This is a genomic window from Novosphingobium sp. FW305-C-111 (assembly GCF_058783565.1).
This window is the reverse complement of sequence record NZ_JBYSYP010000005.1, coordinates 33,925-59,248: the sequence shown is the minus strand read 5'-3', so window position 1 is coordinate 59,248 and position 25,324 is coordinate 33,925. Positions and strand designations below refer to the sequence as shown.

At 67.0% G+C, this 25,324-nt stretch carries 22 protein-coding genes; 6 read left to right on the top strand and 16 right to left on the bottom strand.

The window, feature by feature from the left end; all coding sequences use genetic code 11:
* Positions 1 to 26: 26 nt before the first annotated feature.
* The 8 genes from trxA to ahcY form a co-directional block, all read right to left on the bottom strand.
* Positions 27 to 347: a thioredoxin gene (gene trxA / locus AC3WLD_RS07385; protein ID WP_492556303.1), complete on the bottom strand. Its 321-nt coding sequence runs from the start codon at positions 345 to 347 to the stop codon at positions 27 to 29.
* Between the two features lie 58 nt (positions 348 to 405).
* Positions 406 to 3,861, bottom strand: coding sequence for a double-strand break repair helicase AddA (gene addA / locus AC3WLD_RS07380; RefSeq protein ID WP_492556302.1), 3,456 nt, complete (start codon positions 3,859 to 3,861; stop codon positions 406 to 408).
* A complete protein-coding gene (gene addB, locus AC3WLD_RS07375) occupies positions 3,858 to 6,842 on the bottom strand; it encodes a double-strand break repair protein AddB (RefSeq protein ID WP_492556301.1) in 2,985 nt (994 codons plus the stop codon). Before addB ends, addA begins: the two co-directional genes overlap by 4 nt.
* Positions 6,835 to 7,557 carry a nucleotidyltransferase family protein gene (locus tag AC3WLD_RS07370; protein ID WP_492556300.1) on the bottom strand — a complete coding sequence of 241 codons (723 nt, stop codon included), beginning with the start codon at positions 7,555 to 7,557 and terminating at the stop codon, positions 6,835 to 6,837. Before AC3WLD_RS07370 ends, addB begins: the two co-directional genes overlap by 8 nt.
* On the bottom strand, positions 7,554 to 8,540 hold the full coding sequence (locus AC3WLD_RS07365) for an aminoglycoside phosphotransferase family protein (protein WP_492556299.1): 987 nt from the start codon (positions 8,538 to 8,540) through the stop codon (positions 7,554 to 7,556). Before AC3WLD_RS07365 ends, AC3WLD_RS07370 begins: the two co-directional genes overlap by 4 nt.
* Positions 8,531 to 8,980, bottom strand: coding sequence for a tRNA (adenosine(37)-N6)-threonylcarbamoyltransferase complex ATPase subunit type 1 TsaE (gene tsaE, locus AC3WLD_RS07360; RefSeq protein ID WP_492556298.1), 450 nt, complete (start codon positions 8,978 to 8,980; stop codon positions 8,531 to 8,533). Before tsaE ends, AC3WLD_RS07365 begins: the two co-directional genes overlap by 10 nt.
* Entirely contained in the window at positions 8,977 to 11,319 is a 2,343-nt protein-coding gene (locus AC3WLD_RS07355; protein ID WP_492556297.1) for a sensor histidine kinase, read from the bottom strand. Before AC3WLD_RS07355 ends, tsaE begins: the two co-directional genes overlap by 4 nt.
* Positions 11,320 to 11,488: 169 nt before the next feature.
* Entirely contained in the window at positions 11,489 to 12,904 is a 1,416-nt protein-coding gene (ahcY, locus tag AC3WLD_RS07350) for an adenosylhomocysteinase (RefSeq protein WP_492556296.1), read from the bottom strand.
* A gap of 193 nt (positions 12,905 to 13,097) precedes the next feature.
* Here ahcY and AC3WLD_RS07345 point away from each other — a divergent pair, with 193 nt between their 5' ends.
* Together AC3WLD_RS07345 and AC3WLD_RS07340 are read left to right on the top strand one after the other, a co-directional pair.
* On the top strand, positions 13,098 to 13,577 hold the full coding sequence (locus AC3WLD_RS07345) for a peroxiredoxin (RefSeq protein ID WP_492556295.1): 480 nt from the start codon (positions 13,098 to 13,100) through the stop codon (positions 13,575 to 13,577).
* 2 nt (positions 13,578 to 13,579) lie between these two features.
* On the top strand, positions 13,580 to 13,936 hold the full coding sequence (locus AC3WLD_RS07340) for a DUF3147 family protein (protein ID WP_492556294.1): 357 nt from the start codon (positions 13,580 to 13,582) through the stop codon (positions 13,934 to 13,936).
* Between the two features lie 209 nt (positions 13,937 to 14,145).
* Here AC3WLD_RS07340 and AC3WLD_RS07335 read toward each other — a convergent pair whose 3' ends face one another.
* The 3 genes from AC3WLD_RS07335 to AC3WLD_RS07325 are packed head-to-tail and all read right to left on the bottom strand — an operon-like array spanning position 14,146 to position 16,690.
* Positions 14,146 to 14,520, bottom strand: coding sequence for a VOC family protein (locus AC3WLD_RS07335; protein WP_492556293.1), 375 nt, complete (start codon positions 14,518 to 14,520; stop codon positions 14,146 to 14,148).
* Positions 14,521 to 14,544: 24 nt separating this feature from the next.
* Positions 14,545 to 15,153, bottom strand: coding sequence for a GTP cyclohydrolase I FolE (gene folE, locus AC3WLD_RS07330; protein WP_492556292.1), 609 nt, complete (start codon positions 15,151 to 15,153; stop codon positions 14,545 to 14,547).
* 13 nt (positions 15,154 to 15,166) lie between these two features.
* A complete protein-coding gene (locus AC3WLD_RS07325; RefSeq protein ID WP_492556291.1) occupies positions 15,167 to 16,690 on the bottom strand; it encodes a phospholipase D-like domain-containing protein in 1,524 nt (507 codons plus the stop codon).
* 109 nt (positions 16,691 to 16,799) lie between these two features.
* On the opposite strand from AC3WLD_RS07325, the gene AC3WLD_RS07320 reads away from it, so the two are divergent.
* The gene (locus tag AC3WLD_RS07320; RefSeq protein ID WP_492556290.1) at positions 16,800 to 17,561 is read left to right on the top strand and encodes a class I SAM-dependent methyltransferase; all 762 of its coding nucleotides are present in this window, start codon (positions 16,800 to 16,802) and stop codon (positions 17,559 to 17,561) included.
* On the opposite strand, the gene AC3WLD_RS07315 is transcribed toward AC3WLD_RS07320, so the two are convergent.
* Positions 17,558 to 19,048 (bottom strand): lipopolysaccharide biosynthesis protein, encoded by a 1,491-nt coding sequence (locus tag AC3WLD_RS07315; RefSeq protein WP_492556289.1) that lies wholly within the window; start codon positions 19,046 to 19,048, stop codon positions 17,558 to 17,560. The two genes, AC3WLD_RS07320 and AC3WLD_RS07315, sit on opposite strands and share 4 nt — an antisense overlap.
* Before the next feature lie 233 nt (positions 19,049 to 19,281).
* Here AC3WLD_RS07315 and AC3WLD_RS07310 point away from each other — a divergent pair, with 233 nt between their 5' ends.
* Together AC3WLD_RS07310 and AC3WLD_RS07305 are read left to right on the top strand one after the other, a co-directional pair.
* Complete coding sequence (locus AC3WLD_RS07310; RefSeq protein WP_492556288.1) at positions 19,282 to 20,382, top strand: acyltransferase family protein; 1,101 nt, start codon at positions 19,282 to 19,284, stop codon at positions 20,380 to 20,382.
* A 252-nt stretch (positions 20,383 to 20,634) separates the two neighbouring features.
* On the top strand, positions 20,635 to 21,915 hold the full coding sequence (locus AC3WLD_RS07305) for a tyrosine-type recombinase/integrase (protein ID WP_492556287.1): 1,281 nt from the start codon (positions 20,635 to 20,637) through the stop codon (positions 21,913 to 21,915).
* Here AC3WLD_RS07305 and AC3WLD_RS07300 read toward each other — a convergent pair.
* The gene (locus AC3WLD_RS07300) at positions 21,845 to 22,018 is read right to left on the bottom strand and encodes an AlpA family phage regulatory protein (RefSeq protein WP_492556286.1); all 174 of its coding nucleotides are present in this window, start codon (positions 22,016 to 22,018) and stop codon (positions 21,845 to 21,847) included. The genes AC3WLD_RS07305 and AC3WLD_RS07300 overlap by 71 nt on opposite strands.
* 222 nt (positions 22,019 to 22,240) lie before the next feature.
* Positions 22,241 to 22,468, bottom strand: a complete 228-nt coding sequence (locus tag AC3WLD_RS07295; RefSeq protein ID WP_492556285.1) for a hypothetical protein — start codon at positions 22,466 to 22,468, stop codon at positions 22,241 to 22,243.
* 438 nt (positions 22,469 to 22,906) lie between these two features.
* Between AC3WLD_RS07295 and AC3WLD_RS07290 the strand changes: the two genes are divergently transcribed.
* Entirely contained in the window at positions 22,907 to 23,848 is a 942-nt protein-coding gene (locus AC3WLD_RS07290; RefSeq protein WP_492556284.1) for a YfdX family protein, read from the top strand.
* Between the two features lie 106 nt (positions 23,849 to 23,954).
* On the opposite strand, the gene AC3WLD_RS07285 is transcribed toward AC3WLD_RS07290, so the two are convergent.
* Together AC3WLD_RS07285 and AC3WLD_RS07280 are read right to left on the bottom strand one after the other, a co-directional pair.
* Positions 23,955 to 24,194 carry a glutaredoxin family protein gene (locus AC3WLD_RS07285; RefSeq protein WP_492556283.1) on the bottom strand — a complete coding sequence of 80 codons (240 nt, stop codon included), beginning with the start codon at positions 24,192 to 24,194 and terminating at the stop codon, positions 23,955 to 23,957.
* 497 nt (positions 24,195 to 24,691) lie between these two features.
* Complete coding sequence (locus tag AC3WLD_RS07280; protein ID WP_492556282.1) at positions 24,692 to 25,276, bottom strand: NADPH-dependent FMN reductase; 585 nt, start codon at positions 25,274 to 25,276, stop codon at positions 24,692 to 24,694.
* Positions 25,277 to 25,324: the final 48 nt, after the last annotated feature.

The window sequence follows — 25,324 nt, the reverse complement described above, 5'->3', positions numbered from 1 at the left end:
CGCGGGGGCGCATCCATGTCAGTCGATCAGAGCACGCTTTCCAGCCAGCCCTTGAGCTGGCTCTTCGGCGCGGCGCCGAGCTTCTGCGCCACAGGCTTGCCGTCCTTGAACAGCACCATCAGCGGGATCGACTGGACGCCGATCTGCCCGGGGATATCGGTGTTTTCCATGATGTCCATCTTGGCGATGGTCACCTTGTCCGACAGTTCCTCGCTGATCTCCTCCAGCGCCGGGCCGATCATCTTGCAGGGGCCGCACCATTCCGCCCAGAAATCGACGAGCACGGGCTTGTCGGACTGGAGGACATCGGCGGCGAAGCTGGCGTCGGTGACGGCTTTGGTCGGCATGGGTGAAACTCCTGTTGATTGCGGCCAATGTAGGCGGCCAGTTGACCAAGGCAACCGATCAGCCGGAAAAGCTCTCCTGTTTGCCCTGCCAATCGAGCTTTTGCGCGGTCAGCATTGCTTCATCGAGCGCGAAAAGCTCGGGCGTCTGGGTGTAAAGGAGTGCCGCTTCCACACGCTTGCCGGGATGGATCGCGCGCAATGCGGCGGCATAGGCGGCCATCTGCCGCAGGTAGGCGGCCGGAATCTCGCTCAGGTCTCGCGGCGGACGGCGCGAGGACTTGAAATCGACGATGAGGATTGCTTCGTCGGTGAAGACGAGCCGGTCAATGGTCCCCGCGACCACCCTGCCTTCCACCACTGCCGCGACAGGCACCTCTGCCAGCGAGCGGGGACCAAACACCTCGGCCCACTGCGGGTCGGCCAGCACCGCAATCGCGGCGTCGCGCAGTTCGGCGCGCGCCGGGTCATCGAAGTCGGTCGCGGCCTTTGCCAGCCAGCGGTCGGCCGCCGCAGCGCGGGCCTCGGCCGGGAGCTCCGGCAGCCGCTCGATCAGCTTGTGCAGCAGTGTTCCGCGCCGGGCTGCAGCGGCCGCGCCCGGCCCCAGTGCGAAGGGCGCATCGGGCGCATCATCCTCGCCCAGCGAGGACGGCGCGAGCGGACGCGGCGGACGCGGTTCCGGGCCGACCGGGGTGGCGGCCCAGTCGGGCAGGGCGAATGGAGCAGCCGGTGCCTTGGGTTCGGCGGCGCGCGGCCACGGGGCGAGCGCGCCGGTCTCGCGCCGCCCTCCCCACAGGCCATCGGGTGTCCATCCGCCGTCGAACAGCGGCTCGAGCCGGGCGTACCAGCTGTCCGCCGGCAGCTCCTCCTTGCCCTTGCGCAGCGCGCCGGCGACGAACAGCGCCTCCTCGGCGCGGGTCATGGCGACGTAGAGCAGGCGCCAGTGTTCCTCGCGCTCCTCCTTCGCGGCCTGCGCGGCGGCCGCTTCGACCGGTGCGGCTTTCTCTTCCTTGCGGAGCGGCGGGAGCGGCACCTTGCGCTTGCGGCCGAGTACGTTTTCGAGCAGCTCGTTGGCGCGGGGCGGCGAGCTGTCGGGATCGTCGGCCGCGTCAGCGAGGATGACGATCGGTGCCTGCAGGCCTTTCGAGCCGTGGACGGTCATCACCCGCACGAGGTCCTCGGGCTTGCCCGCCTCGCGCTTCAGCTCGCCCTCGCCCGCGTCGAACCACTGGAGAAACCCGACGAGGCTGGGCGTGCCGGTCGCGGCAAAGGTCATCGCCGCGTTGAGCAGTTCGTCGATCGGATCGTTGGCCTCCTGCCCGAGCCGGGCGACCAGCGCCTTGCGTCCCTGCCATGGCCCGACCAGCAGCCAGTGCAGCAGCGCCTGCGGGGTCTGGTAGTCGGCGCGGGCGAGCAGGTCGCGCAGCCGCTGCATGGCCGCGGTGGTCGCGGGCCCTTCGCTGGCGCGCAAGTGGTCCCACAAGCGCACGCCGGCCTTGCGGTAGCCGTGGGCCAGCAGGTCGTCCTGCGTCCACCCGATCAGCGGCGAGACCAGCAGGTTGGCGAGCGTCAGATCGTCGAGCGGCTGCGCGGCGAACCGCAGCGCCGCAATTAGGTCCTTGACCGCCAGCGGCGCGCCGAGCCGCAGCCGGTCCACCCCCGCCACCGGCACGCCCTCGGCATGGAGCCGCGCGACGATCAGCCCGGCGAGGTCCTTGCGCTTTCGCACCAGGATCATGATGTCGCCCGGCGTTGCCAGGCGGCCGCCGTCCTTGTGCAGCGGGATGCCGGTTTCCAGCCAGGCGCGGATCTGCCGGGCCAGCGTATCGGCCAGCATCCGGTCGGGGCGGGAGAGCCAGTTGTCCTCGTCGGCGGCGGACTCTTCGTCCTCCGCCGCATCGGGGCCGGTCAACCGCACCGGGTCCCACACTGCGACGAGGCCCTCGCGCTGGTGGCCGAGGTGCGGTTCGGGGGGCGTGCGCAGGCCGATCGCTTGCCACCCGATCTGCGCAATCGCCTTGTCCACGAAGGTCAGGATCGGCTGCGACGAGCGGTACGACCGGCCCAGTCCCAGGTCGAGCAGGGCGCGCGTATCGTCGCGCATGGCCTCGGCCAGCAGGCGGAGCTGCGCCTCGACCCGGCGGCGGGCGGCCTCGAAATTCTCCGGGCTGGTGCCCTGGAAGCGGAAGATCGCCTGCTTGTAGTCGCCGACCACGAACAGCGTGCGCATCACGTCGCCGCGCTGGCCCTCGCCGGTGAAGAAATCGTCAACCAGCGCGTCGATAATCTCCCACTGCGCGCCATTGGTGTCCTGCGCCTCGTCGACGAGGATGTGGTCGAAGCTGCGGTCGAGCTTGTAACGCACCCACGCGCCGATCCCGTCGCGCGTGAGCAGCGCGGCGGTGTGGCGGATGAGGTCGTCGAAATCGACGAACCCCTCGCGCGCCTTGGCCTCCTCCCACCCCAGCGCAAAGCGGCGGCCGAGGACGAGCGCGGGTTCGAGGAAGCGGGCGAGCGCAACAAGCCGCTGCCGCTCTCGCACCGCAAGGATGCAGGACACGACCCGGGCGAAAGGTTCGGGATAGTCGGGGAACTTCTTCTCGATCTGGCTGGTCGATTTCGCCTCGCCCTTGGCGGTCAGGAAGACCTTTGCCATCGCATCGAGCGCAGCGGCGCGGGTCGCCGGGTCGCCGGACAGCCAGTCGCCGATCGCATTGGCGGCATCGATCCCGGTCTTGGTTCCCCACGCCGCGTTGGTTTCCAGGCAGGCCCGCAGCGAGCGGACGTCGAACGCGTCATCGCCGCACATCGCCGAAAGCCCGCCGTCGGGATCGTCCGGCAGGCCGAGCAATCGGGCGATCCGCGCCGCAAACGGCGGCTGCCACGCGCCATCGCCCAGCCAAAGGTCCCGCGCCGACGCGCAGCGCAGCAGGAAGTTCTCGACCTGGTCGGGCGCAAGCCGCAGGCTGAGGTCGGCGAGCGTTTCGAACAGTGCGTCGTCGCCGCGCGCCTCGGCCTCGATCAGCAAGTCCGCCAGCACCCGGCGCAGCAGGAGGTCGCGGTCGCGGTCTTCCATCGCGCGCGAGCCGGGGGTCAGCCCGGCCTCGACCGGGAAGGCCGAGAGCAGCCACTGCGAGAACGCATGGATCGTCTCGATCCTGAGGCCGCCGCCCGGGCAATCGAGCACCGCCGCGAACAGACTGCGGGCGCGCTTGACCGAGGCCGGCCCATAGTCCGCGCCGATGGCCATGAGGTCCGCCGCGAGTTCGGTGTCCTTGAGCCGCACCCAGCGCGCCAGCACCTCGTTCACTCGCATCGCCATTTCCGCCGCGCCGGCCTTGGTGAAAGTCAGGCACAGCAGGTGCTCGGGCCGCACGCCGGGCTGGAGCAGCAGCCGCAGCACCCGCGCCGACAGGACCTGCGTCTTGCCGGTCCCGGCCGAGGCCGACAGCCACACCGTGCGGTCGGGATTGACCGCATGGCGCTGGTTGTCCTGCAGGGGATAGACCTTGCTCACGCCTCCTCCCCCTTGCCGCGCCCCTGCCACTCGTCGAGCCGCATCAACTGGTCGTAGTCGGCATAACCCGGCAAGTCAGGGTTGAGCCGCGCGGTGAAGGGTTCGTTGCCGAGGATCCAGCGGGCGATGGCGTCGCGCAGGTAGTCCCCGGTCCGTTCGACGAACTCCCCGCGCGGCAGGCCGGTGCGGCGCGAGCCTTCCAGAACGGGCTCGGCCATGTAGCCGAAGCCGCGCTCCTTGTTGCGGGCGAGCGACCAGTATTCGAAGCGGCTCGCCTCGCCGGCAATGCCCTCCATTCCGCCGTCCTGCGCGATCAGCGCGATCAGCCCGAGCTGCAGCGCGAAGCCCTTCTCGACCATTGCCCCGCTGGGCGGCGTGCCGGTCTTGTAGTCGACGACCGCCAGCGTGCCGTCGGCGAGCCGGTCGATCCGGTCGGCGCGGCCGTGGATGCGGATGCCGTCCACCCGCATCTCGCCCTTCTTCTCCCACGCCACGACCTCGCGCCCCTCGCCCAGCAGGCGGTCGGTCTCCTGCTCGATCCAGCACAGCGCGGAGAGCAGGCGCGGTCGCCATAGCCCGCGCATGAAGGGATGCGCGCTCATTTCCTCGAGCCGCCGCTCGGCAATCGGCACCAGGGTGCCGGGCGCTCCACCAGTCTCGTGCCATTCCTCGAGAATTTCGTGGACCGCGCTGCCCTTCCACGCCGCAGTCGGTTCGGCATCCAATGGGTCGAGGCTGCGCAGGCCGAGGATCGCCTGGGCATAGAACTGGTAGGGATCGCCGCGCAGCCGGTCGAGCGCGGTGACGGCGATGTCGACGCGGCGCTGCTCTGCCGATGGCATCGGCTTCGGCCGGGGATAGGCGGGCGCCGCGGGTGCGCGGTCGATCATCCGGGCGAGTTCGACGGCCCGCGTTTCGGTGACCAGTTGCTTGCCCGCCATGGCGCGAACCCGCTGGATGAACCGCGAGGGGATCGCCGGCCCGCTCATGTCGCGCATCGCGTGGCTGAGGACGACCTCGGGCGCACCCAGCCCGGCGGCGAGGTCGTGCGCCGACAAGCCGATGCGGAAGTCCGCGCCGGGTATGCCCAGCGCGCGCAGCACCGGCGAGGCGAGCAGCGGGTCTGGCGCGGGGGACGCCGGCCATGTGCCCTCGACCAATCCGCCGCAGATCACCAGGTCGGCCCGGCTCATTCGCGCTTCAAGAAGGCCGTAGATGGCAAGGCGGGGATGCGCGCCATAGGGCGGGCGCACCGCAACCTCGTCCATCGCGTCGCGCAGCAGGGCGGGCAGTTCAGCCGGCTCCACCAGCGAGCCTGCCGCGGCCGCGGCATCACGCCACTGTTCGATGAAAGCGGACAGGCTGCGCCCGTCGGCCTGCGCCCAGACGCCTTCGCCCGCGAGCATTTCCGCCACCCACGACATCGCGTCGAGCAGCGTGCCCAGCGGAGCCGGGCCATCGATGTCCAGCAGCGGCACGAAAGTGGGCTCGACCTGCGCCCACCATTCGGACAGTCCCGAATGGCGACGCCGTGCCTGCTCGATACCGGCGCGAATTCCGGCAAGACCGGGCCCCGGCCGCGGCCCGCGCAAGGCGAGGTCGAGCTGGCGAACCCGCTCCAGCCACTCCGGCCGCGCCTCTCCCGCCATCGCCAGCGGATGGCCGAGCAGTGCCAGCAGCGGCACCGGCGCAGCGCGTTCGGCCATGACTTCGGCGATCTGGAGAAACAGCCGCCCCGCCGGGGTCTGCGGCAAGGGCTGGCCGGCGGAATCGTCTGCGGCGATGTTCCAGCGCGAAAGGTGCGCGACCACGCGCGAGGCAAGGCCACGGTCGGGCGTCACCACAGCCACCCGGCGCTCCGGCTCGGCGAGCGCTTCGCGGACCATCAGCGCGATCGCCTGCGCTTCCTCTTCCGGCCCGGCGGTCTCCATCACCCGCACCCCGCCCAGGCGGCGGCGCTCGGGCGGCAGGTCGGCCCAGCCCGCGCTGGCTTCGGGCGGGAGGAACAGGCTGGAGATGGCGCGGCTGCGTTCCGGCGGCGCGGCGGTCATGCCGGCGCGGTGCCACGGGCGAACTTCGTCGCGGGCAATGCCCATGCGGTTCAGCAGAAGCTTGAGGTGGTACTGCGGGTGGGTCACCGCGTCGCCGCGCTGGAACGGCGCCCCGCCCTCGACTTCCGCGGCCCCGGCGCTTCCCAGTGCATCCCAGACCTCGCGCGGCATCGCGAGGTCGAGGTCGGGAAGGATCACCGCCCCCCGCGGCAGCTCCGCCACCACGCGCAGCAATCCGGCGATCGCGGGCGACGCGGACGTGACGCCTGCTGCGACGATCGGGTGCGGCGGCGGGGCGGCCTTCCATCGGAGCGCCGCGTGATCGAGAAGCCGGTTGCGCCGCGCCGCGGCATCGAGCGCCTCCATTGCATCGAGTTCGGCCAGCCACATCTGCTGCACCCGGGCGAACTGGCGCAGCGAGTCCTGCCAATGCCCGGCAAGCTCGCCGACCATGTCGATCTCGAGCAGCCGTGCCGGGTCCACGCCCTCCACCAGCATCCGGTCCATGCTGCGCACGATGCTGCGCGCCAGGCGCAGCAAGCCCGCCTCGCCCGGTGCGGTGTCGCCGAGTTCGCCGCGCAGCAATTCCGCGACACGAAGCAGCCGCAGGACCGGGTCGACAGCGGGGGGAATGTCTGCCCCGGCTCCGATCGGATCGAGCAGCGGGCCCAGCGTTTCATCGAGGTCGAGATCGCCTACCACCGCCATGCGCGGCAGCAGCAGCCCGCCTTCGCTGGCCCTGACGAACGCCTCGGTCACGGTGCGGATCGCGCGCTGGCTCGGCAGCAGCAGGGTCAACCGGGCGAGGCCGAGCTCGCCCTCGCGATATCGCGGGATCAGTCCGGCGACGAGCGCGTCGGCGAACCCGCGGTGCGCGGCGATCGAATAGACGCTGGGCTTTTTGTCGTCGCTGGCGTCCTCGTCAGACACGCAGCAGCGCCTCTTCGGTCGGGGCGATCATCTCGGGCGTGCCGACCTCGAACCACAGGCCGGTATGGCTCACTCCGTACAGCCGCCCTTCCTCGATCGCGCGGTTCCACAACACGTTGGTGGAGAACGCCCCTTCCGGCGCATCGCGCAGCAGGCGGTGCGACACCAGCTGGATCCCGCTGAAGATGAACGGCGCAATCCGCCCGCTGCGGCGGCGGCTGATCCGGCCGAGCGGGTCGAGGTGGAAGTCGCCCTTCCCGCGGTAATTGAGCGCGCGGGCATGCGGCACCAGCAGCAGCAGCGCGTCCATCCGCTCCGCATCCCATGCGCTGCTGAGGTGATGGAACACGTCCTGCGGCCCGTCGAGCCAGATGTTGTCGCTGTTGAGCGAGAAGAACGGGTCGGACCGGAGCAGCGGCAGCGCTTGGACCATCCCGCCGCCGGTCTCGAGCAGCAGGTCGCGCTCGTCCGAGATCGAGACCGCAGGTGCCGTGCGCCTTTCGAGATGCGCGGCCATGGCATCGGCGAGGTAGTGGACATTGACGACCGCGCGGGCGACCCCGGCCTCGGCCAGTTTGTCGAGCGCATGATCGATCAGCGGGCGATCGGCGACGCGCACCAGCGGCTTCGGCCGCGTCGCGGTGAGCGGACGCATGCGCTTGCCAAGGCCCGCGGCGAGAACCATCGCCACGTCGGACGCGAGCTTGTCGGTCATGCGGAGATCGGCCCTCCGCCCGTTTCCCGCAAGTTGGCCGGGATGTTGGCATCGAACCACCGCGCGACCGGTGCGAGCGCCGGGTGCGCGAGGTCGCGCTCCAGCAGCGCCCAGACGCGCGGGATCATGTCGAGATAGCGCGGCTTGTGATCACGGCGGCACAGGCGCACGAAGATGCCGACAATCTTGGCATTCCGCTGCGCGCCAAGCCGGGCGTAATCCGCCATGAAGTCCCGCCCCGGCTGCGCAGCGGCGACATAGCGGTCGAACATCGCCGCCTCGATCTCTGGCGACACATCGCGCCGTGCATCCTGCAGCAGCGAGACGAGGTCATAGGCCGGATGTCCGACCAGCGCGTCCTGGAAGTCGAGCAGGCCCTGCTTGTCCACGCCGCCCAGCAGCATGACGTTTTCGGCATGGTAATCGCGCAGCACGGTCACGCCGGGGCGCTGCCGGGGCAGCAGCGGGGCGAGCACTTCTTCCCACGCCGAGGTCCAGCCCTTGCCATCGACGTAGAGCCCGGCCGCCGGGCAGTACCAGTCGATGAACAACCTCGCCTCGCGCTGGTATTCGCTCATCGAATAATCGCGGAACGGCCCCGGCGGCAGGCGGTGGAGCGCGACCAGCGTATCGACCGCCCTGGCGTAGACCTCGATTTCGTCGTCAGGCCAGGCATCGACGTATTCGCGCATGCGGATGTTGCCGAAATCCTCGAGCAGGACCCAGCCCTCGCCCATCTTTTCGGCCAGCACGACCGGCGCGCGCATGCCGTTGTCGTCGAGCCAGCGGGCGGCGCGCAGGAACGGTTCGGGATCCTCGTGCGGCGGCGGGGCGTGCATCAGCATGGCGTCGCCCTTGCGGGCGTGACGGATGCGGAAGTAGCGGCGGAACGAGGCGTCGCCGGGCAACGGCTCGATGGCCGCGCCCTCCCAACCCGCAGCGGCGACGAAGGCTTCGAGCCCATCGGGCAAGTTCACGTCCATACCTCCCGCTCTAGCCAATCCGATCCCGGCTCGACAATGGCGATCCGCCCGTTTTCGGCAGGTTCGAGCCGGATCGACAGGCACGCGGGTTCGTGGGCAAAGCCGCCGGCATGCTCGGGCCACTCCGCCAGCAGGGCCGCGCCCTCGCGGTAGTCGTCGAGGCCGATCTCCTCGACCTCCGCCGGATCGTCGAGGCGGTAGAAATCGGCATGGACCAGCGGCAGCCGGACGGCGGGCGGTTCATAAAGTTCGATGATCGCGAAACTCGGCGACGGGACCTCGCCCGAGTGACCAAGCCCGGCGATGACCGCGCGTGCCAGCGTCGTCTTGCCCGCGCCGAGGCCGCCGGACAACGCGACCACGTCGCCCGCCCGCAGCGCGTGCGCGATTCGCCTGCCGAGCGCCTCGCTCGCCGCCTGGTCCGGCAAGGCCACAATCACGGCAGCGTCACGATGGCGGCCGTGCCCTGCCCGGGCTCGGACACCAGCTCGAGCGTGCCGCCGTGCGCCTCGATCAGCTGGCGGGCGAGCGGGAGGCCGAGGCCCTGGCGGCGCTCGATGGTCTTGCCGTCGGCGCTCATCCTCAGGCCGTCGAGGGCCCGGGCGAGCGCGGCGGGTTCCATGCCCTTGCCGTTGTCGGACACGACGATCATCGCCTTGCCGCTGCGCCGCTCGCACTGGACGAGGATCTTGCCCCCGGCAGGCGTCGCCGCAATCGCGTTGTCGACGAGGTGACCGAGCGCCCGCTTCAGCCGCCGGGCGTCGCCGGTGATCCGGCCGATCGACTTGTTGCCGCGAACGTCGAGCGTGAGGCCCGCCGCGGCGATCCGCTCGGCGCGCTCCTTGACCGTGTCGGTCACGAGCGGGAACAGTTCGACCGGCTCCGCCGCCAGCGGCAGCGTCCCGGCCTCGCTCTGCGACAGGTCGAGCACGTTCTCGATCTGCTGGCCGAGCCGGTCGACCGAGGCGAGGATCGCCGCGACGTAATCCTGCGCCTGCGGGGAGAGTTCGCCGGCGATGCCGTTCGCCAGCATCTCGGCAAAACCCCCGATGGAGGTCAGCGGGGTGCGGAATTCGTAGCTCATGTTGGCGATGAAGCGGGTCTTCACGGCATCGGCCTCGACCAGCGCGGCGTTGCGTTCGAGCAGCGCGGCTTCGGCCTTCTGCGAGTCCGTCACGTCGAGCACGGTCAGCATCCCGTTGCCGTCGGGCAAGGGCACCCCGGCGAACTCGAAGTGGCGGCCATCCGCCAGTTCCACCCGCCCGCTCTTCTGCCGGCGGTCGAGCGCGGCGGCCTGGATGACCTGGCCGATCGTCGCGATCTGCGCGGGGCGCTTGAGCCGGTCGGCGACCTTCTGCAGCAGCGAGTCGACCCGGGGATGGGTAACGAGGAATTCGTCGTCGAGCCCCCAGTCCGCCGCGAACCGCCGGTTCCACAGCTGGAGCCGGCCTTCCGGCCCGAACACCGCGAGCGATTCGAACAGGCTGTCGAACGTCGCCGTCCGGGTGCGCAGCAGGGTGTCGCGGGTGGCGGAAAGCTGGAGCTGCTCGGTCCGGTCCTCGAAGATCAGCAGCAGCCCGCCATCGGGCATCGGCTGGGCAAGCACGCGCAGGTGGGTGCCGTCAGGCAGGTGCCACGCCTCTTCCTGTGCCTCACTGGCGAGGAACCACGAGATGTGCTCGCGCCGCCATTCGGGGAAGTCGCGGACTTCCGGCACTCGGCCTGTTTCGCGCATCCGGTCGAGCACGCGCTCGAACGGCGGGGAATCGAGCAGCCACGCCGGCTGGATCGCGAAGATGCGCTGGAACGGCTGGTTGGCGAAGGTCAGGGCGCGCTTGGCGTCGAACTGGACGATCCCGGCCGACAGATTGTCGAGCATCTCGCGCTGGGCGTCGCGGAAGCGGCGGAACTGGCGGGTCTGTTCCTCGAGGTCCTCGATATCGACCGCATAGCCGGCGATCCCGTCATCGCCGAGCGGCAGGTCGCTGACCCGCATGGCCCGGCGCTGGCCGGCAATGGTGGTCGAGACGATGCGCTCGATCGGCAGGCTGCGCGCACGTGCCTGCCCGGCAACCTGCGCGGCGGTGAGGCCGTCGGTCGGCTCCACCAGTTCGATCTGGCCGGCGACGACCTCTTCCGCGCTGGCCCCGCCTACGGCGGCGACATAGGCACTGTTGACGATCCGGAGGCTTCCGTCGGGCCCGCGGAACCACATCGGCAGCGGCGCGGCCTCGATCAGGCCGGAAAGGCCGGCGAAGTCCTTCTGCGCCGTGCGGGTCTCGGCGCGAAGACGGCGCATCTCCGCCTCGCTGTCGGAAAAGTCGAACACCCAGACGAGCGCGGCTCCGCCGGGGGAAACCTGGGGGTCCGCCAAGTGGCCGCGCAGCGCGAGGTTCTTGGCCGAACCGCGCGGGGTCGCCACCATCCGGAACGACGCGGCGCTCTTCTGCACGCGGCGGACGTGTTCGAGCAGCTGGCCGAGCTGTTCCGCCGGCAGGCCCCGGTCCCCGGCGTCGAGCTCGCTGAGGTATCCGGGCATCGCATCGAGCCCGAACCAGCCCGCCAGCCGGCTGGGTCCCTCGATCCGCCCGTCGGTGCGCACCAGCAGCGGCAATGCCGGGGATTCGTCGATCATCCGCGACAGCCGCCGCGAGGCGCGCTGTCCCTGCTCGGCCTTGCGGACCCGGCCGCGCGCCCACAGCACCGCCCAGCCCGCCGCCAGCGTCCACGCCGCGACCAGCAGGCCGATCAGGACAAGCGCGGTCTGCTCGAGGATCATGGGTCTACCGCTATGCGGGGGCGCGTTTCATGGCAAGCGGAGCGGGCGATTTGCTTGTGAACCGGCAGAAATACGTCGCCCCGGGTCGGGCCCGGGACGACTTATTGTTCGGCAATGTGCTTGGCGACACGAGGCCCCCGCCTGCGCGGGGGCGCCGCACTATCGCTAATTAGTAGCGATAGTGCTCCGGCTTGAACGGCCCTTCGGCGGAGACGCCGATGTAGGCTGCCTGCTTGTCGGACAGCTTCGTCAGCTTCACGCCCAGCTTGTCGAGGTGCAGCGCCGCGACCTTTTCGTCGAGGTGCTTGGGCAGCACGTAGACGCGGTTCTCGTAACTGTCGTTCTTGGTGAACAGCTCGATCTGGGCCAGCGTCTGGTTGGTGAAGCTGCTGCTCATCACGAAGCTCGGGTGGCCGGTGGCGCAGCCGAGATTGACCAGGCGGCCCTTGGCGAGGATCAGGATCTGCTTGCCGTCGGGGAACTCGACGAGGTCGGTGCCCGGCTTGATCTCCGTCCACTTGTAGTTCGAAAGCGCCGAGATCTGGATCTCGCTGTCGAAGTGGCCGATGTTGCAGACGATGCTCATCGGCTTCATCGCCTTCATGTGCTCGGCGGTGATGACGTCCTCGTTGCCGGTGGCGGTGACGAAGATGTCGCAGCGGGTGACCGCCTCTTCCATCGTCACGACCTCATAGCCTTCCATCGCCGCCTGCAGCGCGCAGATCGGGTCGACTTCGGTGACCATGACGCGCGCGCCGCCCTGGCGGAGCGAGGCGGCCGAGCCCTTGCCGACGTCGCCGAACCCGGCGACGCAGGCGACCTTGCCGGCGAGCATCACGTCAGTGGCGCGGCGGATCGCGTCGACGAGGCTTTCCTTGCAGCCATAGAGGTTGTCGAACTTCGACTTGGTGACGCTGTCGTTTACGTTGATCGCGGGGAACGGCAGCTTGCCGTCCTTGGCGATCTGGTAGAGCCGGTGGACGCCCGTCGTGGTCTCTTCCGAGACGCCCTTGATGTGCGCAACCGAAGCCGAAAGGTAGCCGGGCTTGCGCTTGAGAAACGCCTTCAATGCGCGGACGAACTCGATCTCCTCGGCATTCGAGGGCTCGAACAGCGGCTCACCCGCCTCGACCCGCGCGCCCCACAGCGCGAACATGGTGGCGTCGCCGCCGTCGTCGAGGATCATGTTGGCGGTGCGGCCGGTGCCATCGTCCCAGTCGAAGATCGAGCCGACATAGTCCCAGTAATCGGCCAGGCTCTCGCCCTTGATCGCGAACACCGGGATCCCGGCCGCGGCGATCGCGGCGGCGGCATGGTCCTGCGTCGAATAGATGTTGCAGGTCGCCCAGCGGACTTCGGCGCCCAGCGCGACCAGCGTCTCGATCAGCACCGCGGTCTGGATCGTCATGTGCAGCGAACCGGTGATCCGCGCACCCTTGAGCGGCTGCGACGCGCCGAATTCCTCGCGCAGGGCCATCAGGCCGGGCATTTCGGTTTCAGCGATGCGGATCTCGGCGCGGCCGAAATCGGCCAGGCTGAGATCGGCGACAACGTAATCCTTCTGGGCGTCGAGCGCGGTGGCCACGAGGCAATCTCCTGATGATCGGACGGCGCGGGGCTGCCACGCGCGAATGGCGCGGCCTTACCCGCTCGCCGTCGCCAAGGCAAATATAAAGAAAACTTTATATGGCTTGCGACAGGGCGCTGCAGATGCCGGTTGCACCCCTTCCCCGCGTGCCTATATCCGCAGGCGAGTTTACCCAGGAAAGGAATGCCCCATGACGATTGGCGTTGGCGATGCCCTCCCCGATGTGAAGCTGGTCAAGGCCACCGACCAGGGACCCGAAGCGGTCCAGGCGGCGGATTACTTCAAGGGCAAGAAGGTTGCCCTCTTCTCGGTCCCCGGTGCGTTTACCCCGACCTGCTCGGCCAAGCACTTGCCGGGTTTTGTCGAGAAGGCCGCCGAACTGAAGGCCAAGGGCGTCGACGAGATCGTCTGCACCGCGGTCAACGATCCGTTCGTGATGGGCGCGTGGGGCAAGGCCACCGGGTCGCCGGATGTGACCATGCTGGCCGACGGCAACGGCGACTTCGCCGAAGCGCTGGGCCTGACGATGGACGGCTCCGGTTTCGGCCTGGGCAAGCGCGGCCAGCGTTTCTCGATGATCGTCAACGACGGCAAGGTCGAGCAGCTCAACGTCGAGGCGCCCGGTGACTTCAAGGTCAGCTCGGCCGAACACATGCTGGGCCAGCTCTGAGCATGATTTGGGGGCAGCTGGCGATCAAGGCGGCGCTTTCGGGCGTCGTCATCGCCGCTGCCTCAGAACTCGCCCGGCGCAGCCCGGGCTGGGGCGGCCTGATCGCGAGCCTCCCTCTCGTATCGACGCTCGCGATCATCTGGCTGTGGCGCGACACGGGCGACGGCGCGCGCGTGGCCGATTTCGCACTGTCCTCGACGCTCTATGTCCTCGCTTCGCTTCCTGCGTTCGTGGTGATTGCCACGCTGCTGCGCAAGGGAGCCGCGTTTCCGCTATCGCTCGCCGCCTTTGCGGTGACCGGCTGGCTCGGGTATTGGCTGATGCAGGTCGCCGGCCGGCGTTTCGGCTGGCCAGTCTGAGCCCGCAATATCGCTGTCCTACATCATGCCGTTCGTGGCACGACGGGGTCGCTCCTTGACCCAGTGAAGCCCTGATCAAGGCCCTGTGCATTCGGCAGGCGCGCGAAGTGTTTTCTCGCGGCCGTGTAACCCGTCACCGGCGGGGCAAGATGCTGATATCTTGGGTGAATGCAGGGTGACACAGTGTCACCCTGTGTAACCTTGCCGGGTCAGGACGGCTCCCACAGTTCGATCGGGTTGCCTTCGGGATCGTGGATCCGGGCAAAGCTCCCGACTCCGTCCATCGTTTCCTCGCGCTCGATCGCGATGCCGGCTTCCCGCAAGGACGCCAGCAGCCCGGCCAGGTCACTGACCCGCAGGTTGATCATCGCCTGGCGGTCCGCCGCGAAGTAGTCGCTGTCCGCCTTGAACGGTTCGAACACCGTGGGCCCGGCCTGCTGAAACCAGACCCATTCGTTGCTCTGGCCGGTGTCGGGATCGACCCCGTAGCCGCCTCCGACACCAAGGTGCTTCTGGTACCACGCCTTCACCGCCGCAGGATCCTGCGCGCGGAAGAAATATCCCCCCATTCCCAGTACCGGCATCTTGGCCTCCGTTCGTTTGCGAGATCAGTAGCCCATCAGGCTCATCACTTCCTTGCGGCTGCGCGAATCGTCCAGGAAGCACCCGAGCAGCCGGCTCGTCACCATCCCGACACCCGGGGTACGAACCCCGCGCGCGGTCATGCAGGCGTGGCTTGCCTCGATCACCACCGCAACACCGTGCGGCTGGAGGTTGTCCCAGATGCACTGCGCCACCTCGGCGGTCAGCCGCTCCTGGATCTGCAGGCGGCGGGCATAGCCGTGGAGCACGCGGGCCAGCTTGGAGATGCCGACCACGCTGTTGCGCGGCATATAGGCGATCGCAGCCTTGCCGATGATCGGCGCCATGTGATGCTCGCAGTGCGACTGGAAGGGAATGTCCTTGAGCAGGACAAGCTCGTCGTATCCGCCCACTTCCTCGAACTGGCGGGATAGGTGGATGGCCGGGTCCTCGCCGTAGCCGAGGCAATATTCCTTCCACGCCCGCGCCACGCGCTTGGGCGTATCGAGCAAGCCTTCGCGGGTTGGTTCGTCGCCGGCCCAGCGGATCAGCGTGCGGATCGCATCCTGTACATCGTCGGGTACCGGAACCTTGCCCCGCTCGACATCCTCGTCGGGGCCAACCAGACTGCTCATACCCTGTGTCTCCCTAGCGCGGTCGGCGCAGGATCCTGCTGCTGAACAGCCCGCGCCGCCTGTAGAACCGCAGCATTTCCTCCGGCGCTTCCGGATCGAGAACTGCGTTGTCGGCGATTGCCTTTTCGGTTTCGCTCAATTCATGCAACTGGAATCTTTCGAGGCGGCGCCCTGATTGGTCCGCCGCGGCAATCATCCCGCACATGCTGCCTTGCCGTTCGATCAAGGCCTCGACATCCTCGACCCCGATCCCGCAGTGTTCGGCCAGGAGCGACAGGCGAAGTCGCCGGATCGTCGATCCGCATTCCGCGTTGCCGGGCCGGGTGCAGTCGATGAACACATCGCACTCGCTGTCGAGACCCAGCGAGCGATTGTTCATGTTGGACGAGCCAATCCGCAGGATCTCGTCATCGACGATCATCAGCTTGGAATGGACGTAGATGGGCGTTCCGGCCGCATTCCTGGGATAGTAGATGTTGAACCGCCCGGCACGGTCCTTCTCTCCGATCGCCCGGGCGAGCTGGATGCGGGCCCCGTCCATCGCGGCCTGCTCAAGCCAGCCGTCAGCGGTGATCGGATTGACAAGAACCACCTCGGGCGGGTCCGGCTCTTCCATGCGCAGGGCGATGGCCTCGGCGATCTTGCGCGAGGCGAAGTACTGGTTCTCGGCGTAAATGAACCGCTTGGCCCGGGCGATCTGCTCGAGGAACAGCGCCTCGACCTCGCGGACCTCGCCGATGGCGTTGTACTGCGAGCGGGTACGGGCGATGCCCACAGTCACGTCGCGGTATTCGGCGCGCAGCTTCTCGGGCCAGGGACTGGACTCCTGCGGCCGGCAGGGCTCGAGGTGTTGGCCGCCGGCCTGCTCCCAGCGGGTCCTGCCATAATCACCGAGAGCCTTGGCCGCCTCGCCCTCCAGCATCATCGTGCAGTCGTGCCAGGGGCCATAGAGCCGCCCGGTCGGTCGCCGTCGCCGGGGATCGTCCTCGATATGGTCGCGCGTGTCCCAGCGGTCACCGGCCATGTCGATCCCGCCGCACACCGCGAACTTGTCGTCGATCACCACGATCTTCTGGTGATGGCTGCACCCCAGCGGGTGGGCACTGTCGAGCTTGAAGTCGATTTGGGGATGCCGCCACCAGCGTATCAGGTCGAGCATCATCGAGCCGCGGAAGAAGGCCTTGAGCGCGCCGAAGTTCCACTTGAGCACGCGAATCTCGAGGTTCGGATTGCGGTTGGCGAGCCAGACTATGAACGAGCCGAGCCGAGCCGGCGGAACGTCCTTGCGTGGCAGGTTCCACCATCGCCGCCCTCGCCCGAGCTTGATCCGCGTGTCGAAATCCCACCCGATCAGCAGGATACGTTGCTTCGCACCGAGCATCGCATCGCGCATCAGCTCGAAGTACGGAGCGACATCGACCACCGCGTGGGCGCGGGTGGCGTGGGCGTAGCGCCAGACCGAGGGCGAGTCGGCGGGCAGTTCTTCTGGTGGCAGCGCCGTCATCCGTCCCCAAGCGGTAGGGTGCGGCCGGTCCATAGCATGATCGGACGCCCCCGTGTCGATTGCAAAGCCAAATGCCGCTCGCCCCGCATTGTTCCGCGAGGAAGACTTTACACCGCCCCGGCGGAGCGCCACGACGATCGTGATGGAGCGTGATCGCCTCGACCCCTTGCGCCGGATGGCCGGGCATATACCGGGCATGATGGCTGCGGGCCGATGGCTGCGGCGGCGGCTGGACCCGGAGCTGCGAACGATCGCCCGCCTGCGTGAGCGGCAGGGCGACGCGCTGTTCCAGCCCTTCCCCACGACCGCCGAGGATCGCTATCCCGATCTCTTCGCCGCACTGGCCGAGCGTCTCTCCGGCCTACCGCGCCCCCGCATTCTCTCGTTCGGCTGCGCGGACGGATCGGAGGTCCGTTCCCTTCGGCGGGTCATCCCCGGCGCCGAGATCGTGGGCATCGACATCAACCCCCGCGCCATCGCCGCAGCGCAGGATCGGCTGATCGCAGAGCCTGACCCGCTGACCAGCTTCCGCTGCGCACCCGCCGTCAATCCGGCGCGCGACGGGACGTTCGATGCGGTCTTGGCACTGGCCGTGTTCCGCCATGGCGAACTGGAGCGCGATCAGCCGGAAAGCTGTTCCGGCATCCTGCCGTTCGCACGCTTCGAACAGGGCGTGGCGATGCTCGACGAAGTGTTGCGCCCCGGCGGGATTCTCGCGCTGTGGAACGGGCATTTCCGCTTTGCCGATACGGCCTTGGCGGGGCGGTATTCGGCAGAAGCGCTGCCGTGGACCCGCAGCGATCCGCTTACGTTGCTGTACGGCCCCGATGATCGGAAGACCAATGGCGCTTATTCCGAGGTGTTTTTCACCAAGGCGCCGGCCGGGGGCACCGCCATCGGCTAACGACGGCGCAGCCTGGCCAGCATGGCCACCGCCTCGCTCTCCGGCCCGGCAGGGCGCCCGGCAAAGAGCCACAACGATCCGGTGACAGCGAGGAAGACCGCTCCCCCGGTGGCAACCAGAGCGGCCGCCTGCACGGCGTGCGCCGCGAATTCATGCGCGGGGACGAAGCCCGCTGCCACGATGGCGCAAATCGGGAGCATCGCTGCCGCACCCGCTGCAACGCGCCAGATTTCGCCAAGCTGGCGCAGGACGCTCACGCCCAGAATGCTGCGCACGAGGTGCAGATTGATCAGCATGCCGCCGACCAGTCCGACCGAGCGCCCGGCGATCAGCCCCATGACCGGCCCCATCGAAGTGGCGAACCCGATCGCAACGCCCGCCGCAAGGCAGGCCACGCGGCAGACCAGTCCGGAAAACTCGTAGATGAACACCGAACGGGTCCGTCCCACGGCGGAACCCAGCGGAATCATCGACCAGCCCAGCGACGAGATCGCCACGGACACGCCGAGCAGCCGTATCATCGGCACGGCTTCCAGCCACTTCTCGCCGATCAGCAAGGGGATGACGGCCTGCGCGCTCGCGGCCAGGCCGAACCCCGCGACGAGCGCAATCGCCGCCAGCAGTCCGCTGGACCGTCGATACGCCTCGCGCAGCCGGTCCGGCTCGTCGGCGATGCGGGCGAATGCGGGAAACATGGTGGTAGCGATCGGGGCGATCGTTTCGCGCGTGGCGAGGCCGGAAAGGTTGTCTGCCATCGTGAACAGCCCGACCGTCCGGGTCGGCGCAAACAGGCCAAGTGCAAGCGTGTCGATCCGGAAATTGAGCGTTCGCACAAGGAAGGAGAGAGTGAGCCAGACCGAATAGGCGAGCAGCCCGCGCCAACGCGCCAGAGTCAGGCGGGGACTATAGCGGATAAGCACATATGAGAGCGCGACTCCCCAGACTTCGGTGGCAATCGACCCGATCACGAGCGCCCAGTAGCTTCCAGTGTACCAGGCGACCAAGCCGGCCGCGACGACGCCCACCAGCTTCTGCGAAACGACGACGATGAACTCCCGTCGAAAGTCGAGTTTACGCTTGAACACGACCATGCGAGGGTTCGACAGCCCGGTCACCAGCGTGCCGGCCGCTATCGCCAGCAGAACCGGAACGAGCCGCGGGTCGCCGTAAATCGAGGCCACGGGCCACGCGGCCAAGGAAAGTATCAGCGTCAATCCCGCGCCGCGGAGCAGGCTGAGCGTGAAGGTCGTATGGTAATCCTCGTCGTCCGGTTCGGCCTTGTGGATCAGGGCCTGGGCTAACGACAACTCGGTTACGCCGGAAAGGATCGAACTGACCGCAACCGCAATTGCGACAAGGCCGAAGTCGGCAGGCATCAGGAGCCTCGCGAGCAGGAGCGTGCTCGCAAAACCCGTCAGCGCGACAAGAATCCGTGTCGCCGCGACCCACGCAGCGCCCTTGATGACGAGATGGCCCTGTCCGCTCATGCCCGGGCGCTGACCCCGGTAATTCGCCGGAACTGGCAGGCGATGGCAGACATGCAGACCCCTTGCGGCACGCTCGTACCAGTGCGCCTGCCGCGCTTACCGGCCATCGATGACCACCGCTACCGCAGATTGCAACCGTAGGGGCAAATCCTGTCCAGTCTCGACACGTCCCGACAATACTCTCTCGACATGGCGATGCGGTTCGCATCACACCTTGGCGGATGGGGGTATCGATGAACGACGAATCGGGCGCGGCCCGCACGGCCGCGCCGGCAGCGCACTTCGTGACGCTCGACGGTCTGCGCGGCGTCGCGGCTTTCGCCGTCCTGTTCTTTCATCGGCGCTGGTGGATCGCACCCGGCGCGCTCCACTTCGCCTACCTCGCGGTCGACTTCTTCTTCGTCCTGAGCGGCTTCGTGATCGCCCATGCCTACTGGAAGCGGCTGGCCGCGCGGCAGTTGTCTCTCCGCTCCTTCACACGGCTTCGCGCCGAGCGGCTTGGCCCGCTTGTCGCTGTCGGTGCGACCCTCGGCGTGATTGCGCAGATGCTGGCGGCGCTCGCCGCAGGACGAGGCGCTGATGATATAGCCGGGATCGTCGCAGCGTGGCCGCTGGCCCTCTCGCTTCTGCCGGTTCCCTGGTTCGACGATCCGTTCCTGATCAATGGGCCCTCGTGGTCGCTGTTCTTCGAGGTTGCCGGAAACCTCGTCTTCGCGGCGCTGGTTCCGGTCCTCGACCGCCGCCGGCTGATTTGGCTTACTGCGTCCGCAGTTGCCGGCCTCTTGGTTGTCGGCCTGGTTCACGGCGACATCTCTGTCGGCTTCAAATGGACGGACCTGCCGCTCGGCATGGTGCGGATGGCCGCGCCGTTCCTGATCGGCGCACTGATCCACCGCCTGTGGATCGAGGGCGCGTTACCCAGGATCAAGATCCCGGCATGGGTGCTGGCGCTGGTCCTGATCGCGAGCCTCGCGTTGGTCCCCCCGCTCGGAGCCGGGTGGACGCTGGCGTACCAGTTGCTCTGCGTCGTGCTCCTGTTCCCGGCGATCGTCGCGGCCGGGTTGCAGAACGAGCCAGGCCGGTTCACGCTTCCGGTCGCGAAGCTCGGGGCTGAACTGTCCTATCCCGTCTACATCCTGCACATGCCGCTGCTGGTGACGTTCACCGCCTGGCATGGCGAGTGGCCCTCGCACACCCGCCTGTTCCTGCTGGGCGAGGTTGCGGCCATCACGATTGCGGCAATTTTGGCCTCACGGTTGTTCGACATGCCGGTGCGCCGATGGCTGGCCCGGCGGCGCAAGCGCAGCGCGCCTGGCGCGCTCGTTGCCAGATGAGGCCACATACCAAAAGAGGCCCCCTTTGCAGGAGACCTCTTTTGGTATGTGGCGCGCCCGGAACGATTCGAACGTCCGACCCTCAGATTCGTAGTCCATATTGGATGCTTCCGGATGCGTCCGTGTATGTCTATGTTTCAATAGTTTATCTCTTACCAAAGTCCGGTATGTTCTTCATATGTTCGATAGTATTTGCCCTCAAATGTTACCTAAGGTAACAGGTGGCGGAAGCTCCGGGCAAGGATTTCACCGATGGCAACCAAGCTGACCGATGCCAAACTCCAGGGACTCAAAGCGCCTGAGAAAGGCCAGGCCGAGCACAGCGACAGCGACGTCCCCGGACTGCGTGTTCGGATCGGAGCTTCTGGTGCAAAGACGTTCATTCTCCGCAAACGCGTCGGGGAACGAATCCACAATATCACTGTCGGTCGCTACGGCCCTCGCTTTGGGCTAGCCGATGCCCGCAAGAAAGCGCGCTCGCTGATAAGCGATCTCGAGGCGGGCAAGGCAGCGCCTGCCCCCGCCCGGGTCTCCAGCACGAAAGCTGGCACGATCCGTTCGATGATGCCTGCATATCTTCGCAGCAAGGAAAAGCTCCGCTCCGCTCACGATCTCAAGAGCGTCGTCAACAAGTACATCCTGCCGGGGCTTGGAGACCGCTTCGCTGACAGCATTACCCGTGGTGAGATCAGCACTTTCATCGCAGAGATTGCCGAGACCCGCCCGACGCGCGCGCGAAACGTCCTTGCCCAACTGTCGGCATTTTACAGCTGGGCGCTACCGCAGCTCGACAACCTCGCCGCCAATCCCTGCCGCGATGCCGGTCGACCACCCAAGCCAGTAGCGCGCGATCGCGTGCTGACCGATCCCGAAATAGCTGGTCTCTGGAGGGTAGCAGACGGCGAGGCCCTGCCCTGGGGCCCGGCGCTCAAATTGTTGATGCTGACGGGGACCCGGCGCAGCGAGGTCTTTGAAGCCGACAGATCCGAAATCGATATCAAGGCCAAAGAATGGACCATTCCGGCCGAGAGAGCAAAGAATGGCCTTCCCCATATCGTACCGCTGTCGGCCGAGGCGCTGGCCGTCATTAAGGCCATCCCGGCAAGCGACGATAGCCCGAAGCTGTTTCCAGCGATGGGAAATCCGGAGAATGGCGCCAGCGGACACAGCAGAGCTCTAGCCAGGTTTCGCAAGTCACTCAACGAGACGTTGAAGCGCGAGCTTGCCGAGCGGTGGACGCTCCATGACATCCGCCGCACGGTTGCAACAGGCTTGCAGCGCCTGGGCGTTCGCTTCGAAGTGACCGAGGCCGTCCTCAATCACATCAGCGGCGCCAAGGGCGGGATCGCGGGGGTGTACCAGAGGCACAATTGGAAAGCGGAGAAGCGCATTGCGCTCGATGCGTGGGCGAAGCATCTCGCCGGTGTCGTCCGCAAATACGATACGGGCGCACCGCGCAAGGCTAGGACTGTGAAGGGGAAGATTGAGCCGCGATCGACGCAGGAGCGCCCTGCCCGGCAGAACTCGTCTTAGACAGCTGAACGACCTCTTGAATCCAGGCGTCTATTTCAGCTTCCACCGAGAACGCGCACTTCGGCTCCAGTGACCGCGATCGCGGAAAGGTCCTATCGCTCAAGCGCTGAGAGATAGCGGAGCGTTTGACCAACTCGAGCAATGACTCTCACGGCTGAAGCACGGGTTCGATTCCCCTGAGGGGTTACTTACCAACAAAATCAATGAGTTATAGGAACAGACGTCGCTTTCGTCGAATAATCATCAAATATGTTCATCTGGATGCGGCGGAGTATCGCTCGGTTTGATGCTGCAAAGTGCATACCTTCGCCTTCAGGGTAGAAGACTAATCAGGCCGACGCATCCGTTGTGTCCGGATGCGAATGCTCGCAGCAATGACCCGGTGGTAGCCTTCCGTAAATGGAACCTGCTTGGCGAACGAACTGCCGAGAAAGGCCCGAGCCATTTCCTCCGTCGGTTCGCGATGCACAATGACCCAGCCATTGGCCTCCAGTTCCATCAGTTGCTCATGGCTCAGGATCTCTTCGACCGATCGTGCCATATCGTCCGGCAACTCCCTTAGTTCAACGGACCACCCGATCATAACGCCGGTGCCGCAATCCGGGCCCCATAATTCATCACCTGTATTCCGCGCCTCATCGTCGATCCGCAGCCGACCGCCGTCGGCAAACGCGCTGACAGTAGACGTGTCGGAGTGATCGGCATTCTAGCAAGATGATGTCACACCTCCTGCCGGCACGCATGTGCTCTGCACTAGCTCCGCGGGAACTGTTGTACACTGAGCTATGTCAGCGCGCCAAACCACACGCGGGCATACCCGTATCGTCAGTCGGGTTGAGATGGAAAGTCGGTCCGCTGCGTCGCTTCATCAAGATCGGTGAGCTTCGGGCTGATCCCATCGCCCCCAGAACGAGTCCTCGCGAAGGTGGACGTGCCCCACCGCTCGGCACGTCACCGACTTCCAAGGAGCTTCGACGAGAGGAGGTTGAAGATGATAGCTAAACTGCTTTCCGCTACCGCGCTGGCGTGCCTCGCGACAATATCGTCGACAGCTTCGGCCCAATCAGGCTCCGGACAAAAAGCCCCAACGGCAAATCCCGCCCAGCCACAGTCGCAACCAAACCCGCCGTCATCCAAACCAGAGCAACAGCCGACAAGCAAGCAGCCGACGGCAGATCGGAGCAAGCTGATCGAGGAGGCTGTGACTGCCGTCCGGGAAACGCGCAACGCCGTTCGCGCGATCGACCAGAACAAGCCGGCTGACGCAATCTCCGCGCTAGAGCGCGCGACCGGCAAGCTCGAGATCGTTTTGGCCCGGACGCCCGATCTTGCGCTTGCTCCCATCGACGATGCAGTCATCACCTACGACGTCATCGGCACGGTGCAGGATGTCGAGAGGATTCGCGCTGCGGCGAAGGCGGCATTCGACCGGGGGCGCATGCAGGAAGCCAGGCGCTTGATGGACGGGTTGGCGAGCGAGACCGTGCTCAGCGTCACCAACATGCCGCTCGGCACATATCCCGCCGCTCTCAAAGAAGCGGCAGCACTGCTGCATCAGGGCAAGCCCCAGGATGCGAAGCGGGTGCTCGAGACGGCACTGAACACGTTCGTCGTTACGAGAACGATCATGCCGCTGCCGCTTGCACGAGCGCAGTCCGCAATCGAAGAAGGCCGCACGTTGATGGAGAAGTCCAACCGGACTGATGCTGAAAGCGTCAGGTTGGGCTCGCTTCTTGCTCGGGCGCGCGATCAACTGCGCCTCGGCCAGGCGCTTGGCTATGCGACCGAGAAGGAGATGAGCGATCTCGTTCGCGCCGTCGAGGACATGGAGCGGCGAACCAGCGGCAAGCAGCAGGCCAGAGGCATGGTCGAGCCGACCCGGCCGATGTTCGACGCGGCGAACAAGGCTAGCCAGCCACCGAAGTCGAACTAGGGATGCGGCTTGGAAGCGGCCGGAGCGAAAAACTCCGGCCACATTCCATATGGGCCGGCTGGCGGTGGGATGGTACGACCGTCCGGCTTGGCGGCGATGTAGCAGCCTAGCGGTAGCCGGACCAGTCAAGTGCCAGCGCGAGCTCGCGTGTCGAAGGCTGCACCAGCACTTGCCCGCCGACCTTGATCGTGAGGCTGGCGAGGCGACCACCCGGGGCCCATTCGAGTTGCGATCGCACCTCAGGGTAGGCGTCCCAGTCAACGAAACGATAAGGGACGCCCGCCCGATCGAGATAGCGCCGCATCATCATGGTGATGCCGCGCCAGCGGCTACCATAGACGATCACTTCGGCCGGGGCGCTCCTGCGCCCGCCATAGGCGTCGGCAGAGATGGCGCGCCCGGCGCAACCTTCACCTGGATCTCAAGAGGACCAAGGACCGGCACGATGACGGCGGTACTGAGCGGCGGCGCCACCTACTCCGGACCCTTTTTCCACGTCACGCGCGAGACGACCATCGACGAGCTGGGCCCGGTGTGGACAGGTTGGGGTCATCGCTGGCGGTGGCGCGGTTGGAGCTACTGGGGCCAAGCCGGAGCACCCTCACCCACTATACTGGTCGAGTGCTCGGCAACCTGAGCAGACCTGATGGCAAGATGCGTTGTCATTTCCGTTTGATCCGGCCGTCCTCCGGCATGGCGGGAGGTTGCGAAGGTTGCTGCCAGCTTCCCAGCAGCACGATCAGCGAAGCAACATTCCCGCCGACCTGAGCCGTCCGAGACAAATCGTAGCTGGATTTCGACCGTTCTGCGACGGAGCAGCGCCGTCGGCTGCGGCAGAGGTACTCAATCGCCTTGCCTTGTGGCGAAGGACACAAAGCCCGCCAAATACTGCTTCAGCCTGTTGCGCAGCTGCTCATCTGCCAGGACGCCCTCGTCGTCGAATACTTCGGCAGCGCGCCCGACCATAAGCCGGCCCTCGCACCACGGGCGCGTGCCCAGAGCACGCAGCACTCCCAGCCAGGCATCCTGCGATAGGATGGTGCCGAAGCCGCCAAGCGAGGCGCCGACCACAGCCACCGGCTTGCCGCCGAAAATCCGAGCGACGTCCTTGGGCGGCCGGCTCGCCCAGTCGATCGCGTTCTTGAATACGCCGGGGATCGAGCCATTGTATTCGGGCGTAAACAGCAGCAGGCCGTCGGCGGCGACGATCTGCTCCTTCAACGTCTCGACGGCGGTCGGGAGGCCTGTCGCCGCTTCATCGTCGCCGTTGTACAGCGGAATTCCGGCGATGCTGCCGGCGACGAGTTCGACATTCGCGGGCACAAGCTGTTGCGCGGCGCGCAGGAGCGCACTGTTGTAGGATCCTTGCCTCAGGCTTCCCGAAACTCCTAAAATCTGCGTCATTTTGTGTTCGCCATCGTGCTGCATCCGAGAACCGCATCGCGGTCGTAATGTCCTTTCATCGCCTCGCCCGCT

Bases quoted from the DNA above. Each gene is read 5' to 3' on its own strand.
- trxA (WP_492556303.1), bottom strand. From the start codon at position 347: ATGCCGACCAAAGCCGTCACCGACGCCAGCTTCGCCGCCGATGTCCTC.
- AC3WLD_RS07370 (WP_492556300.1), bottom strand. From the start codon at position 7,557: ATGACCGACAAGCTCGCGTCCGACGTGGCGATGGTTCTCGCCGCGGGC.
- AC3WLD_RS07365 (WP_492556299.1), bottom strand. From the start codon at position 8,540: ATGGACGTGAACTTGCCCGATGGGCTCGAAGCCTTCGTCGCCGCTGCG.
- AC3WLD_RS07355 (WP_492556297.1), bottom strand. From the start codon at position 11,319: ATGATCCTCGAGCAGACCGCGCTTGTCCTGATCGGCCTGCTGGTCGCG.
- AC3WLD_RS07345 (WP_492556295.1), top strand. From the start codon at position 13,098: ATGACGATTGGCGTTGGCGATGCCCTCCCCGATGTGAAGCTGGTCAAG.
- AC3WLD_RS07340 (WP_492556294.1), top strand. From the start codon at position 13,580: ATGATTTGGGGGCAGCTGGCGATCAAGGCGGCGCTTTCGGGCGTCGTC.
- AC3WLD_RS07335 (WP_492556293.1), bottom strand. From the start codon at position 14,520: ATGCCGGTACTGGGAATGGGGGGATATTTCTTCCGCGCGCAGGATCCT.
- folE (WP_492556292.1), bottom strand. From the start codon at position 15,153: ATGAGCAGTCTGGTTGGCCCCGACGAGGATGTCGAGCGGGGCAAGGTT.
- AC3WLD_RS07325 (WP_492556291.1), bottom strand. From the start codon at position 16,690: ATGGACCGGCCGCACCCTACCGCTTGGGGACGGATGACGGCGCTGCCA.
- AC3WLD_RS07320 (WP_492556290.1), top strand. From the start codon at position 16,800: ATGGAGCGTGATCGCCTCGACCCCTTGCGCCGGATGGCCGGGCATATA.
- AC3WLD_RS07315 (WP_492556289.1), bottom strand. From the start codon at position 19,048: ATGAGCGGACAGGGCCATCTCGTCATCAAGGGCGCTGCGTGGGTCGCG.
- AC3WLD_RS07310 (WP_492556288.1), top strand. From the start codon at position 19,282: ATGAACGACGAATCGGGCGCGGCCCGCACGGCCGCGCCGGCAGCGCAC.
- AC3WLD_RS07305 (WP_492556287.1), top strand. From the start codon at position 20,635: ATGGCAACCAAGCTGACCGATGCCAAACTCCAGGGACTCAAAGCGCCT.
- AC3WLD_RS07290 (WP_492556284.1), top strand. From the start codon at position 22,907: ATGATAGCTAAACTGCTTTCCGCTACCGCGCTGGCGTGCCTCGCGACA.
- AC3WLD_RS07280 (WP_492556282.1), bottom strand. From the start codon at position 25,276: ATGCAGCACGATGGCGAACACAAAATGACGCAGATTTTAGGAGTTTCG.